Consider the following 13,688-nt stretch of genomic DNA (forward strand, 5'->3'; position numbering starts at 1 on the left):
CGATCCCCCCGGGGATCGGCGCCGTTGTCTTGGCAGCGCGCTCTAGCCGCAGTTCAGCGTGACGGCGACTCCGTTGACCTCGTGCACACCGGAGCCGTACTCGGCACACAGCCGCGCGATTTCGCTCGCACCGGCAGCGATCGCGGCGAACGCCACGATCGCGATGATCACGCCGATGACGAACAGCACGGCACCGACGATGATCGCGGCGACGGCGGGACCGTTCTTCACCCCGGCCTTGCGGCTCTGGACGAGCGCGACGATGCCGAGGATCAGGCCGATGATGTTGAAGAAGATCGCGACGACGAGCGCCACGATTCCGAGCGTCTTCCCCGGAACCGGCGCAGCCGTCGCAGGTCCGGCGTACGCCGGCGCGGCAGGTGCCGCGTACGCAGGTGCGGCGGGTGCCGCATATGCGGGCGGCGCGGGCTCAGCGGGCGGCGTCGCGGCAGCCGGTGGGGGCTGGTACGCGGGCGGCTGCGGCACTTCGGGGCCAGGTGGGTTGGTCATGTGAGCTCCTCCAGTAGCTGGGCATGTGACTCGACCGTAGCGGTTCCGAGCGCCCGAGCGATATACGTCAGGCCGATTGCGTTGCGGTGTCGCCCTGGTCAGCTACCGGTGCGGTCGATCTCGGCGACCACGTTCTCGGCCGGCTGCACGACCGGAATCGCCGTCGTGATGGCCTCGAGCCCCGAGAGACGGGCGGGTGACAGCTGCTTCATGACCTCGTCGCGCGACATCAGGCCGGCTTCGACGACGAGGTCCGCCACGTTCCGGCCGGTGAGGAGCGCCGTCTTGGCGAGAGCGGCAGACGCCGCGTAACCGATGAAGGGAGTGAGAGCGGTGACCACGCCGACCGATGCTCCGACCATCGCGCTGAGCCGCTCGCGGTTGGCGGTGATCCCGTCGACGCAGTTGACGCGGAGAGTGCGCATTCCGCGCCGCATCCAGGTGATCGATTGGAAGAGCGAGTGCGCGATGATCGGCTCGAACGCGTTCAGCTGCAGCTGACCGCCCTCCGCGGCCATCGTCACGGTGAGGTCGGCGCCCGCCACCGCGAACGCGACCTGATTGACGACCTCCGGGATCACCGGATTGACCTTGCCCGGCATGATGCTCGAGCCCGCCTGACGGGGAGGGAGGTTGATCTCGCCGAAGCCGGCCTGCGGTCCGCTGGAGAGCAGGCGCAGGTCGTTCGCGATCTTGGAGAGCTTGATCGCGTTGCGCTTGAGCGACGCGGAGAACGACATGAACGAGCCGGTGTCGCTGGTCGACTCCACCAGATCGTCGGCCGTGGCGAGGTCGAGTCCGGTGATCTCGCGCAGGTGATGCAGCACCGCGGCTCCGTAGCCGGCATGGGCGGTGATCCCGGTGCCGATGGCCGTCGCCCCCATGTTGATCTCGAAGAGGAGCGTGGCATTCTCGGTCAGGCGCTGGTGATCGTAGCCGAGCGTGGTCGCGAAGCCGTGGAATTCCTGCCCGAGCGTCATGGGCACCGCATCCTGGAGCTGGGTGCGGCCCACCTTGAGGACGTCGTGGAACTCGACAGCCTTGGCGAGGAACGACGAACGGAGCAGGTCGAGCTCTTCGAGGAGGGTCTTCAGGTCGAGGCTCAGACCGACCTTGATGGCGGTCGGGTAGACGTCGTTCGTCGACTGGCTGCGGTTGGTGTGGTCGATGGGCGAGAGGAACGCGTAGTCGCCCTTGGATCGACCTGACATCTCGAGCGCGATGTTGGTGATGACTTCGTTCGCGTTCATGTTCGTCGAGGTGCCGGCGCCGCCCTGTACGACGCCCACCACGAACTGATCGTGGAATTCACCGTCGATGACCCGCTGCGAGGCTCGATCGATGAGGTCGGCTCGCTCGGCATCGAGGACGCCGATCTCGAGGTTGGCGCGAGCCGATGCCTGCTTGACCATCGCGAGGCCGCATACGAGGTCTCGGTAGACCGAGATCGGCCGCTGCGAAACAGGGAAATTCTCGAGCGCGCGTGCGGTGTGGATGCCCCAGTAGGCGTCCGCGGGGATCTCGAGCGAGCCGAGCGAGTCGCGTTCGGTACGCGTTGCGGTGCGGGTGATCGTTTCGGATTCGAGGTCGAAAGCCATGAGAGCGTCCTTTTGGGTCACATCATCGTGAGTGGAGAAGGGGATCCTCCGACCCTACTCGCGGCACAGGCCAACGGAACTGTACACCGCGGACACACCAATGACCGCTGGTGTACACCGGGGCAGGTCAGTCTCGGTCGAGCCTCGGAGGCTTGCGAGAGAACGCCTCGAGTCGCGCTTCGGCGGTGAGCGAGGCCATGTGCGCGACCCACTCCTCGGAGAAGAAGTCGCCGGTCGGCGCCTCGACCACCGGAACCACCGAGTGCGTGATCGTGTCGTCGTAGACGTGCACGAGATGGAACGACTGCCCGGCGTCCATACCGTTCACCTGCGAGGGGGGCCGCTGGAGGTTCATCGTGTAGCACGTGGCTGCGGCCACGCTCACCGGGATGCCGGCGAACATGCCGCTCGTGGAGTAGTGCAGGTGACCGGCCAGGATGCCGCGCACGTCGGTGCCGGCGATCGCATCGGCCAGCCGCCCCTGATCCCGGAGCTCGAGGATGTCGAACAGCGGAACGTGGCTGGGCAGAGGCGGGTGGTGCAGGGCGATGAGGGTGCCCAGGGGTGCCGGGGTCGCGAGGGTCTCTCGCAGCCACGCGAGCTGACCGGCATCCAGATCACCGTGGTGCCAGCCGGGCACGCTCGAATCCAGCGCGATCACGCGCAGGCCGCCGAGATCCCAGACACCGATGACCGGCTCCTCCGTCGGCTCGAGGTCCAGGAGATCCCGACGCAGGGACGTGCGCTCGTCGTGGTTGCCCGCCACCCAGACGATCGGCGCGCCCAGACGCTTGGCAACCGGTTCGACCGCGGCGCGAAGTCTGCGGTAGGCATCGGGTTCGCCGAGATCGGTGAGATCGCCCGTGAAGAGGATGGCGTCGGGGCGCACCCCCAGGCGCTCCACCGCCTCCAGCGTGCGTAGCAGGTTCGCCTCGGTGTCGTATCGGCCGCCGAGTGGAGTGTTGCCATCGAGGAGGTGCGTGTCGCTCAGGTGCACGATCGTTCGCCGGGCGGGCCTGTGCTGCCCGAACTGAACGGGTTCCGATGCTGCGCTCATGGCTCCAGCCTAGGGACCCCCTCCCCCGCGCCCGCGTCACGGATGAGCCGAACGAACCCGGTCATCCGTGTCCTCAGCGGTACACGATGAGGAGGATCCCGCCCAGCACGGCCAGGGCGCACACCGTGAAGCAGGCGTAGGCGCCCGCCAGCGCAAGCCGCTTCGCGCCCTCGGTGAGCGGGCTCTTGCGCGCCGCCTTGGCGGCGGCCTTCGCGGCGCGGCGGACATCCTTCTCGGAGACCACCGTGATCGCGTCGGTGAATTCCGCCGGCGCCACCACCGGCGCTCGGCCGCCGCGCACGAGCAACCGGAGGCCGAGTGCGTAGAAGCCGACGACGACGAGCGAACCGACCATGGCCGCGACGAAGACCTGGACGAAGGCCAGCCAATCGATGAAGGGGGTCATTGCTCGTCCTTCCCCTGCCCGCTCCTGGCCTCGGCGCGCTGACGGCGCGTCGGCGGCGGATTGCGCGTGACCTTCACGGCCGCGCCCGAATCGGCGACCTCGCTCATGGCGTTGGACGCCGTGACGCGATTGATTCGAGACCGACGGAAGATGAGGAGGATGATCGCGAGCGCCAGCACCGCGTCGGCGAGGACTCCCCACGTGCCCCACCACACGACGAACAGTGCGGCGAAGGCGCCGACGGCGCCGGATGCCGGCAGGGTCAGCAGCCATCCGATCCCGATGCGGCCCGCCGTCCCCCATCGCACGGTGGACCCGCGCCTGCCGAGCCCCGATCCGATGACGGATCCCGATGCGACCTGAGTGGTCGACAGCGCGAAACCGAACGCGGTGGATGCCAGGATCGTCGCGGCGGTCGAGGTCTCGGCCGAGAACCCCTGTGCCGGCTTGATGTCGGTGAGACCCTTGCCGAGGGTCCGGATGATGCGCCAGCCGCCCATGTAGGTGCCGAGCGCAATCGTGAGAGCGCACGCGAAGATCACCCACGTCTGCGGCTCGGCATCATCGGCGTTCTGCCATCCCGCCGTGATGAGGGCGAGCGTGATGATGCCCATCGTCTTCTGCGCGTCGTTCGTGCCGTGCGCGAGGGCGACGAGCGACGACGAGAAGATCTGACCCCAGCGGAACCCGTCGCGGCCGTCCGGCTTCGAGTCGTACCTGCGGGTGACCGCGTAGGCGAGCCGGGTGACGGCGAACGCGATGAGACCGGCCGTGAACGGCGCGATGACAGCCGGCAGCACGACCTTGCTGAGAACGACGGAGAAGTCGATCGCCGCCACGCCCACTCCGACGATCGTGGCGCCGATCAGACCGCCGAACAGCGCGTGGGACGAGCTGGACGGGAGCCCCAGGAGCCACGTGAGCATGTTCCAGGTGATCGCCCCGATCAGGCCGGCGAAGATCAGCTCCGGGAACAGCGTCGACGAGATCTGGTCTTCCTGGATGATCCCGTGCGAGATCGTCTGCGACACCTCGGTCGAGAGGAAAGCGCCCACGAGATTCAGGCTCGCCGCAAGCAGCACGGCGACGCGCGGCTTGAGAGCCCCCGTCGCGATGGGGGTGGCCATCGCGTTGGCGGTGTCGTGGAAACCGTTCGTGAAATCGAAGAAGAGTGCCAGAACGATGACGAGGACGATGATGAGTGCTGCCGTGTCCACCGTGCGCTTTCCTGCGAGATCGGAAGAGGATGCCGAGCGCTTCGGCGCGATGAACCAATTGTTCATCATGGCGTCAGCCCCTGTTCACCGGGGCACGAGAATCCTCGCATATCCGGCCCTGCGGCGCTCGCCGGGGCGGACGGTGTCACGAATCGGCAATCCGAAACGGTCGCCGTGGCGAATCATCTGCGGACGGCACAGCATTCCGGCCAGGAGGAGACCCCAGATGTCGACCCACAACCGCCGCCGGACTCTCGGCTTCCTGACCCTGAGCGCCGCAGCCGGCGTGATCAGCGGCCTCGTGTTCCTCGCCGCGGCCGAACTGACCGCACTGCTGATCGCACGGGAAAGCAGTCCGCTCGTGGCCGTCGGCTCGTTCGTGATCGACATCGTGCCCAGACCGCTGAAGGAATTCGCGATCACCACCTTCGGCGCGTACGACAAGATCGTGCTTCTGGGAAGCCTGGGCCTGGCCGTCGTGATCGCTGCTGCGCTCGCCGGGGTCGTGCAGTACCTTCGCCCGCCGCTCGGCGTCATCGCGATGGGGATCGCGGGCGCTCTGGCCCTGGCCGCCATCGTCACTCGCGCGGGTGCCACTCCCCTCGCCTTCATCGTTCCGGTCGTGGGCGCCGTCGCCGGGGCTGTCATGCTGCATCTCATCGTCCGGCGGCTTCGCGCCTGGCGTGACGCCGTCAGCGCGGGCGGTGCCGAGCCCGACCGCCGTGCCGTATCGGATCGCGAGCCGCACGAGGATCAGGGAGCGGAGGGCGCCGCCGTCGCGACCCCCGCCACCGTCGCGACCCCCGCCACCGTCGGAAGGCGCCGCTTCCTCGCCCTCGCCGGCATCACCGGGGCCGCAGCACTCGTCGTCGGAGTCGGCGCCCGCGTGGTCAGCGCGGCCACCTCCTCGATCGACGCGGCGCGAAAGGCCCTGCGGCTGCCCGCACCCCGAACGACGGTGGCGATTCCGCCGGATGCCGAGCTCAGCATCCCCGGCCTGTCTCCCCTCGTGACTCCGAACGCCGACTTCTACCGCGTCGACACGGCCCTCACGGTGCCGTCGGTCGATCCAGGAACCTGGCGCCTCACTGTCACCGGCATGGTCGATTCGCCGGTGCAGCTCTCTTTCGACGACCTCGTCGGGATGGGCGTCGACGAGTACGCCATCACGATGACGTGCGTCTCGAACGAAGTCGGAGGACCGCTGCTGGGCAACGCGATCTGGCTGGGCGTGCCGGTGCGCGACGTCCTCGCCAAGGCCGGCGTGCAGTCCGGCGCCGACATGGTGCTCTCGCGCAGCGTCGACGGCTTCACCGCGAGCACTCCGCTGGAATCCCTCACCGATCAGGGTCTCGATGCGATCCTCGCCGTCGGGATGAACGGAGAGGCACTGCCCGTCGAGCACGGCTTCCCCGTACGCATGGTCGTGCCCGGGCTGTACGGCTACGTATCGGCGACCAAATGGCTCACCGAGCTCAAAGTCACCACATTCGCCGCCGATCAGGCCTACTGGACGCCGCGGGGCTACAGCGACCGGGCTCCGATCAAGCTCTCTTCCCGCGTCGACACACCGCGGTCGGGCGTTCCCGTACCGGCCGGAACCGTGCCGATCGCCGGCATGGCGTGGGCGCAGACGGTCGGGATCGACCGCGTGGAGGTCTCGATCGACGATGCTCCGTGGCAGCCCGCGACGCTCTCGACCCCGCTCAACGCCGACACCTGGGTGCAATGGCACATGGACTGGGACGCGACGCCCGGAGTGCACTACGTGGCGGTGCGCGCCACTGATAAGAACGGCATGCTGCAGATCGAGGATCGCGCACCGATCGCCCCGAACGGCTCGAGCGGCTGGCAGCGCCAGCTGATCACCGTCTCGTGAGCCGCGGCTGAGGGGGCTCGACTAGCGTTGGTGCGTGAGCATCGACGACACTGAGACCTCCCGCACCTTGGCATCCCACAATTCGGCCGACGACACAGGCCTCAGGGCCGCGGAGCAGGACGGCACCGCTCAGCCGGCTGCTGCGTCGGGCTCGATGCCCGTCGCCGCTCGCGCCTCGTTCGTCCGCACTCACCACGGCGACGTGTTCGACGATCCGTACGAGTGGCTCCGCGACAAGGACGACAGAGCGGTCATCACCCATCTCGCCGCCGAGAACGACTACACCGAGGCGCGCACCGCGCACCTCCAGCCGCTCCGCCAGAGCATCTTCGAAGAGATCAAGGGCCGTACCCTCGAGACCGATCTGTCCGTGCCCTCGCGGCGCGGGAACTGGTGGTACTACGGCCGCACCGTCGAAGGGCAGCAGTACGGCATCCATTGCCGGGCACCGATCGCCGGACCGGAGGACTGGACGCCGCCGGAGCTCTCGCCCGAGGTCGCCGTACCCGGCGAGCAGGTGCTCCTCGACGGCAACATCGAAGCGGACGGGTTCGAGTTCTTCTCGCTGGGAGCTTTCGACGTCTCCGACGACGGCCGGCGGATGCTGTTCGCCGTGGACACCACCGGCGACGAGCGTTACACGGTGCGCGTTCGCGACCTCGAGACCGGCGAGACACTCCCGGACGTGATCGCCGACGTGTTCGCCGGCGCGCAGTTCTCTCCCGACGGCGCGACGATCATCTACTCCACCGTCGACGACAAGTGGCGGCCGGACACCGTCTGGCGGCACACGGTGGGAACGGATGCGGCGTCCGATGTGACGCTCTTCCACGAGCCCGACGAACGGTTCTGGCTGGGCGCGGGGTTCACCCGGAGCGACCGCTATCTGGTGATCGGGATGGGATCTTCGATCACCTCCGAGGAGTGGCTCGTTCCGGCTTCCGACCTGTCGGCCGAGCCGCAGGTCGTCTGGCCCCGACAGGAAGGCGTGGAGTACTCGGTCGATCACGCGATCGTCGACGGCGAAGACGTGCTGCTCATCCTGCACAACGACGAGGCGCTGGACTTCGAGCTGGTGCGGGTCGCGGCATCCGATCCGCAGGGTGAACGCACGGTGCTGCTGCCGCACACCCCCGGCACTCGACTGCTGGATGTCGACTGCTTCCGGGACTTCGCGACGATCGAGTACCGCCGCGGCGGACTCGCTCGGATCGGCCTTCTCGACTACCGCACGGGGGCCGTGGATGAGCTCGAGTTCGACGAGCCCCTCTATACAGCAGGCTTCGGCGGCAACCGCGAGTGGGCGCCGAAGCTTCTGAGACTCGGGTACGACTCGTTCGTCACTCCGAACACCGTGTACGACTACGACCTCGCCACGCGTCACCTGCTGCTGCGCAAGCGCCAACCCGTGCTGGGTGGCTACCGGCCCGGCGACTACTCGCAGGCGCGCGTATGGGCCACGGCGAAGGACGGCACGCAGGTGCCGATCTCGCTCGTCTGGAAGCGCTCGTTCGGCGATGTCGGCGCCGCGCCGCGCCCCGTGCACCTGTACGGCTACGGCTCGTACGAGACCTCGATCGACCCGCGATTCTCCGTCGCCCGGCTCTCCGAGCTCGACCGCGGCGTCGTGTTCGCGGTCGCGCACGTGCGCGGGGGCGGTGAGATGGGCCGGCAGTGGTACGAAGACGGCAAGCTTCTGCACAAGCGCAACACGTTCACCGACTTCGTGGATGCTGCATCCCACCTCGTCGCCGAGGGCTACACGTCTCCCGACCGGCTCGTGGCCGAGGGCGGGTCAGCCGGCGGTCTGCTGATGGGCGCCGTCGCGAACCTCGCACCCGACCTCTTCGCCGGAATCCTCGCGGAGGTGCCTTTCGTCGATGCGCTCACCTCGATCCTCGACGAGGATCTTCCGCTCACCGTCATCGAGTGGGACGAGTGGGGCGACCCCCTGCACGATCCGGAGGTGTACGCGTACATGAAGTCGTACTCGCCGTACGAGAACGTGCGAGAGGTCGCCTACCCGAAGATCCTGGCGGTGACGTCGCTGAACGACACGCGCGTCCTGTACGTGGAACCCGCGAAGTGGGTCGCGCGCCTGCGCGAGGTCGGCGCCGACGCGCTGCTGAAGTGCGAGATGGTGGCCGGGCACGGCGGCGTCTCGGGCCGCTACAACGCGTGGAAGGAACGCGCTTTGGAGCTGGCCTGGCTGCTCGACGTCCTGGGCCTCTCGGAGGCCTGAGCCCCAGCATCCACTGTTTTCGCCCCACGGCAACAGGAGAAATCACCACCGCAGGATGCTGGGCGCCTCATCCGTGCTGCACCGGCGCGTTCTCCTGTGCCCGCGCGGTCATCGTCGACTATCGCACGAATACAGGAGAACACACGGCCACAGGATGTCCTAGGCGGATCGGTCCTGTCCTCATGCGTTCTCCTGCGCCCGGGCGGCGCTGGGGCGGTCGCACGTTCGCGGAGATCAGCGGTGCAGCCCCTGCGCGAGAGCCGCCGACATGATCTCAACGACGTAGTCGGGTTGGAAGAGCACCTGGTGGTAATCGAATCGGAGCACGGTATAGCCGCGAAGGCGGAGGCGTGCGTCCGCACGGAGATCTCGGCGCCGGTCGCCCGCCTGATGATGCGCGAATCCATCGAGCTGTACCGCCAGATGTGCACCGACGAGCGCGTCCACCGGGTGCCCGTCGATCCACACCTGCTGTCGGACGATGACGTCGATGCCTCGCATGAGCACGAGGAATCGGGTCTCGATGCCGGAGTCCGACAGGTCGGACGCCTCGCGGGCGATTCGGCGCGCGACATCGCCACGCCATTCGACCCGAGCAAGCACGTCGGGCGCGACATGCTTCTTGCGGATCGCCGACTCCCATACGGCGAGGGCGTCTGCCGGCGGGGCGCAATGAGCGACGTGATGGAGCACGTTGACCAGCGGATCGCGCATGCCGGTCGCGGCGAGGGGCGACGGGCCGCGGGACCAGTGGAGTCGCGCTCCATCCGCATCCAACCGCGAGGCGGTCGGCGGGACCGCGAAGTGCGGAGTCGTGTGATCGGGCGTCCACAACCCGATCAGCTGCGCCTCGGTCAGGCAGGTTGTTCGACCTCCGAGCTCGGCGGCTCGCCGGAGCAGCGGGTCGCAGCCGGGACGCGCGAGCCACGAGCGGCGAATACGGTACAGGGCGCCGCGATGAACAGCGGTCCGGATCGCGTGGACGGTGAAACCCTCAGCCTTCACGGCGTGGGAGTGAACCACGCCGCCCTTCGCCGCCACCCACTCGACGAGCTCTTCGATCGAACGCATGAGAGAGAGCCTGGTGGGACTGGGGCACCTTCGCCGACCGCCGCAGGCGATCGGTGGAGAGTCCGATCTCGGGCCGCCCTGGGAAGGAGCGGATGCAGCTCGCGGCCCGCACCAAGACAGGAGGAGTCACCAGCGCAGGATGATACCGGCCGGGATCGACCTGCCTGGGTGATTCGTCCTGTGCGCGCGGAGCCGACCGTGGGGCCGGCCGTCCCGGGTCAGCCGAAGAGCGCGGCGGCCTCTTCGTAGCGGTACAGGGGCACCGTGTTGAGTTCGCCGAGTGCTTCGGCGAACGGCACGCGGACGATGTCGGTGCCGCGCATCGCGACCATCTGGCCCCACGCGCCATCGACCACCGCGTCGGCCGCGTGCAGCCCTAGGCGCGTCGCGAGCACCCGGTCGAAGCCTGAGGGCGACCCTCCGCGCTGGATGTGACCCAGTACGGTGGCTCGCGTCTCGATGCCGGTCCGGCGCTCGATCTCGGGGGCCAGCACCTCGCTGATCCCGCCCAGCCGCGGGCGGTTGAAAGCATCGAGCCCCTTGTCGCTGTACGCCTCTTCCATGCCCGTGAGCGTGAAGCCCTCGGACACGACGACCAGCGGAGCCCGGCCGCGGTCATGCGCCTTCGTGACGAGGTCCACGATCTCGTCGATCGACTGGGGCACCTCCGGGATCAGGATGGCGTGAGCGCCCGCGGCGATGCCGGCGTGCAGGGCGATCCAGCCCACGTGGCGACCCATGACCTCGGCGACCATGCACCGCTGGTGCGAATCCCCCGTCGTGCGCAGGCGGTCCATCGCGTCGGTCGCGATGTTGACCGCCGTGTCGAACCCGAACGAGTAGTCGGTGGCGCGCAGGTCGTTGTCGATCGTCTTGGGGACGCCCAGCACGTTGATGCCGTCCTTGGAGAGGCGGTCGGCCGCCGCGAGGGTCCCCTCGCCGCCGATCGCGATGATGCCGTCGATGTGGTGGCCGTAGAGCGTCTTCGAGATGTTCTCCGCACCACCCCGCGGACCCTCATAGGGGTTGGTGCGGCTCGTGCCCAGAATCGTGCCGCCGACCTTCGACAGTCCCTTCACCTCGTGACGCGTGAGCGGGAAGAAGTCGCCGTCCACCACACCGCGCCAGCCGTCGCGGATGCCGACGAACTCGATGTCGTAGTTGGTGATCCCCTTGAGAACCACACCGCGGATGACGGCGTTCAGCCCGGGGCAGTCGCCGCCGCTGGTGAGGATTCCGATCTTCATGCTGTGGTCCTTGCTGTCGGGTGAACAGGCCGGCGCCGTTGCCTGCTCCGACACTATCGCCGGATGCCGCTCCCCCGCGACGCCGCAGGCTATCGGCCGACTACGCCGCCCCGAGCGCCTGGCGCAGCAGGTGCATGAGCGCCGACAGCTGCACGGAGTCGCTCGATTGCGGGTCGACGGCGTCGCCGTCCAGAGCGCGCGCCGCGAGCCCCTGCTTGGAGTCGATGAGCTCGGCGATCTTCGTGTCGATCGTGTGCGCGGCGATGATGCGCCACGCCGTCACAGGCTCGTCCTGGCCGATGCGATGCACCCGGTCGATCGCCTGGGTCTGCTCGGCAGCAGTCCACGACAGCTCGGCGAGCACGACGTTGGAAGCCGCCTGCATGTTCACGCCGACACCGGCCGCGGTCAGCGAACACACCGCCACCCCGACACCCGGATCGTTGTTGAACGCGTCGATCGCCTGCTGGCGCGCGGCCGTGGTCTGATCGCCTCGCAGCGACACCGTGCGCACACCCGCGGCGGCGAAATGCGCCTCTGCGGCGTCCATCACGTCGATGTGCTTCGCGAAGAACACGACCTTGCCGACGGAGCGCTGCAGCTGCACCGTGTAGTCCGCTGCGAGCAGCGACTTGGCCTGACCGATCTTGCGGACCATCGTGAACACGTTGTCACCACCGGTACCGGCGGCCTTGGCCTCTTCGAGCTCGCCGTGGGCGACGAGTCGCACGATGTCTTCGTCGGGGCCGTCGAACACCTGCACGCGGTCGCCGCGCGCTTCGATGATTCGGCGGTACTTCGCGGCCAGACGCTCTCCGAGCTCGCGCTCGGCCTGGCGGATCGATTTGCCGAACTCGTCGTCCAGCTCCACCGGAAGATCGGCGATGAGCTTGTCGGGGAGGTCTGCGGCGACATCCTTCTTCTTGCGCCGCACGATTCCCATCGAGATGACGGCCTCGCGCGCCTCGGGGTAGAAGGCCTTGTCCGCCGGGGTGAGGCCGGTCTGGTCGAGGCGCTCCATGAGCTCGGGGCCGGGCTTTTCACCGTTGGTCCACCCGAGGAAGCGCCAGATCGCATCGAAATCCTCGACGTCGTTGATCAGCGGGGTCCCGGTGAGGGCGAGCATGAGCGGATCGCGCACCTGCTCGCGGATGCGGGCGCCGAGCGCCAGCACATTGCGGGAACGCTGGGAGGTGAGGTTCTTGATGAAGTGGGCTTCGTCGACGACCATGCCTTTGAGCCCGATCGAGCTCAGCCACGCGAGGTGACGGTCGAGGATCTCGTAGTTGACGATGAACACGTCGGCGAACGCGTCGATGTCTTCACCGTCGCCCTGGATCACGGTGGCGCGTCGCTGCGGGGTCCAGCGTTCGACCTCGCGCGCCCAGTTCATCTTCACGACGTTGGGCACGACGGCCAGCAGCGGGTAGGCATTCGCGACGGATGCCGCGATCACCGACTCCGCCGTCTTGCCGAGCCCGGGTTCGTCGGCGAGGAGGAAGGTCCGGTGACCCTCGCGCACGGCTTCGAGGAAGCGCGACTGGTGGGGCATGATCTCCAGTCCGCGCGGCGAGAGCCGATCGAACTCGGGAACGGCAGGAAGATCCATGGATGCCGCAGACCCGCCTGCACCGGTTTCGAAGGCCTTGTACAGCGGTCCCATGAGCTCCCAGCCGTCCAGGCGGCGGCGGGGGGTCTCCTTGGGTGCGCGCACCGTGAGATCGGGGGCGAGGAACGGATTCGCGGTCTGGCGGGCCTCGATCGCCACAGGGACGACCTGACGCTCTGCGAGGGCCGGAGGAACGACGGTGGCCGGAGCTGGCGCGACGTCCGTGATGATCAACTCATCGTCGGCGAGGTCCGCACCGGACTCGAGCAGCCAGTCCCTGCGCATGCGCCGCGCGACGGGGGACGCCGCCTGATCGACCTCGAGCAGCTGGATCAGGGACGTGTCGCGTGCAGCGGTCTTCGCAAGGATGGTCGCGACACCGTCGAGTCGCTTGAGCAGCTCGGCGCGTGCGCCGTCGGCGATCTCGGTATCGGCCTTGACCCGCGCACGCTCTTCGCGCACGAGGAAGGCGATGACCTGGAACTTGACGCGGTTGGTCGGGCCGAGCTTCCCGCGCTGCGCCTTGGCTTCGACCTCGCGCACCTTGCGGGCGAGGATCGGGATGATCGGGGCCTCGTCGTCACGACGAGATGTCTGCGGCTTCCTGCGCCGCTGCGCGGCCCTCTGGGCTGCGGGTGCCGTGGTCGGCATGCTCCTCCTGAGCTGTGTGTGCCGGATGCTCCGGCGATCGCCGGTCGGGCCGGAAAGATCTGAGTGACCCGTGGGCGACGAGTGCCGGGCGCGGGGCGGGGCTTTATCGACGTGATGTGCATGAACTCGCTTCAGCGAGGTGCACCTTCACCCGACCGGGCCCCGGCATACAGTCTAGAGCATGTGGGCCGATCAGCCCCA

At 68.2% G+C, this 13,688-nt stretch carries 10 protein-coding genes; 2 read left to right on the forward strand and 8 right to left on the reverse strand.

Annotated elements, in window-relative coordinates:
- Positions 1–42 precede the first annotated feature (42 nt).
- The 5 genes from F6B43_RS05510 to F6B43_RS05530 form a co-directional block, all read right to left on the reverse strand.
- On the reverse strand, positions 43–510 hold the full coding sequence (locus F6B43_RS05510; RefSeq protein ID WP_150447840.1) for a DUF4190 domain-containing protein: 468 nt from the start codon (positions 508–510) through the stop codon (positions 43–45).
- Positions 511–608: 98 nt separating this feature from the next.
- The gene (locus F6B43_RS05515; protein ID WP_150447841.1) at positions 609–2,108 is read right to left on the reverse strand and encodes an aspartate ammonia-lyase; all 1,500 of its coding nucleotides are present in this window, start codon (positions 2,106–2,108) and stop codon (positions 609–611) included.
- A 127-nt stretch (positions 2,109–2,235) separates the two neighbouring features.
- Entirely contained in the window at positions 2,236–3,165 is a 930-nt protein-coding gene (locus F6B43_RS05520; RefSeq protein WP_150447842.1) for a phosphodiesterase, read from the reverse strand.
- Between the two features lie 73 nt (positions 3,166–3,238).
- The gene (locus F6B43_RS05525; protein ID WP_150447843.1) at positions 3,239–3,571 is read right to left on the reverse strand and encodes a peptidase; all 333 of its coding nucleotides are present in this window, start codon (positions 3,569–3,571) and stop codon (positions 3,239–3,241) included.
- Positions 3,568–4,788: an inorganic phosphate transporter gene (locus tag F6B43_RS05530; RefSeq protein ID WP_150448447.1), complete on the reverse strand. Its 1,221-nt coding sequence runs from the start codon at positions 4,786–4,788 to the stop codon at positions 3,568–3,570. Before F6B43_RS05530 ends, F6B43_RS05525 begins: the two co-directional genes overlap by 4 nt.
- 226 nt (positions 4,789–5,014) lie before the next feature.
- On the opposite strand from F6B43_RS05530, the gene F6B43_RS05535 reads away from it, so the two are divergent.
- The gene (locus F6B43_RS05535) at positions 5,015–6,667 is read left to right on the forward strand and encodes a molybdopterin-dependent oxidoreductase (protein WP_150447844.1); all 1,653 of its coding nucleotides are present in this window, start codon (positions 5,015–5,017) and stop codon (positions 6,665–6,667) included.
- 154 nt (positions 6,668–6,821) lie between these two features.
- Positions 6,822–8,909 (forward strand): S9 family peptidase, encoded by a 2,088-nt coding sequence (locus tag F6B43_RS05540; RefSeq protein WP_150448448.1) that lies wholly within the window; start codon positions 6,822–6,824, stop codon positions 8,907–8,909.
- A gap of 234 nt (positions 8,910–9,143) precedes the next feature.
- Here the strand turns inward: F6B43_RS05540 and F6B43_RS05545 are convergent, their stop codons facing one another.
- The 3 genes from F6B43_RS05545 to F6B43_RS05555 all read right to left on the reverse strand — a co-directional run bounded on the left by F6B43_RS05545 (position 9,144) and on the right by F6B43_RS05555 (position 13,487).
- Positions 9,144–9,980: a DUF559 domain-containing protein gene (locus tag F6B43_RS05545; protein ID WP_246159810.1), complete on the reverse strand. Its 837-nt coding sequence runs from the start codon at positions 9,978–9,980 to the stop codon at positions 9,144–9,146.
- Positions 9,981–10,198: 218 nt separating this feature from the next.
- Positions 10,199–11,227 carry an ATP-dependent 6-phosphofructokinase gene (locus F6B43_RS05550; protein ID WP_150447845.1) on the reverse strand — a complete coding sequence of 343 codons (1,029 nt, stop codon included), beginning with the start codon at positions 11,225–11,227 and terminating at the stop codon, positions 10,199–10,201.
- Positions 11,228–11,327: 100 nt separating this feature from the next.
- Positions 11,328–13,487: a DEAD/DEAH box helicase gene (locus F6B43_RS05555; protein ID WP_150447846.1), complete on the reverse strand. Its 2,160-nt coding sequence runs from the start codon at positions 13,485–13,487 to the stop codon at positions 11,328–11,330.
- Between the last annotated feature and the right edge of the window lie 201 nt (positions 13,488–13,688).

Origin of the sequence: Microbacterium rhizomatis (assembly GCF_008710745.1) — a bacterium.
GTDB classification, from domain to species: Bacteria; Actinomycetota; Actinomycetes; order Actinomycetales; family Microbacteriaceae; genus Microbacterium; species Microbacterium rhizomatis.

Excerpts from the sequence above, each read along its gene's own strand:
- F6B43_RS05510 (WP_150447840.1), bottom strand. The coding sequence starts at position 510 with ATGACCAACCCACCTGGCCCCGAAGTGCCGCAGCCGCCCGCGTACCAG.
- F6B43_RS05525 (WP_150447843.1), bottom strand. The coding sequence starts at position 3,571 with ATGACCCCCTTCATCGATTGGCTGGCCTTCGTCCAGGTCTTCGTCGCG.
- F6B43_RS05515 (WP_150447841.1), bottom strand. The coding sequence starts at position 2,108 with ATGGCTTTCGACCTCGAATCCGAAACGATCACCCGCACCGCAACGCGT.
- F6B43_RS05535 (WP_150447844.1), top strand. The coding sequence starts at position 5,015 with ATGTCGACCCACAACCGCCGCCGGACTCTCGGCTTCCTGACCCTGAGC.
- F6B43_RS05520 (WP_150447842.1), bottom strand. The coding sequence starts at position 3,165 with ATGAGCGCAGCATCGGAACCCGTTCAGTTCGGGCAGCACAGGCCCGCC.
- F6B43_RS05545 (WP_246159810.1), bottom strand. The coding sequence starts at position 9,980 with ATGCGTTCGATCGAAGAGCTCGTCGAGTGGGTGGCGGCGAAGGGCGGC.
- F6B43_RS05540 (WP_150448448.1), top strand. The coding sequence starts at position 6,822 with ATGCCCGTCGCCGCTCGCGCCTCGTTCGTCCGCACTCACCACGGCGAC.
- F6B43_RS05555 (WP_150447846.1), bottom strand. The coding sequence starts at position 13,487 with ATGCCGACCACGGCACCCGCAGCCCAGAGGGCCGCGCAGCGGCGCAGG.
- F6B43_RS05550 (WP_150447845.1), bottom strand. The coding sequence starts at position 11,227 with ATGAAGATCGGAATCCTCACCAGCGGCGGCGACTGCCCCGGGCTGAAC.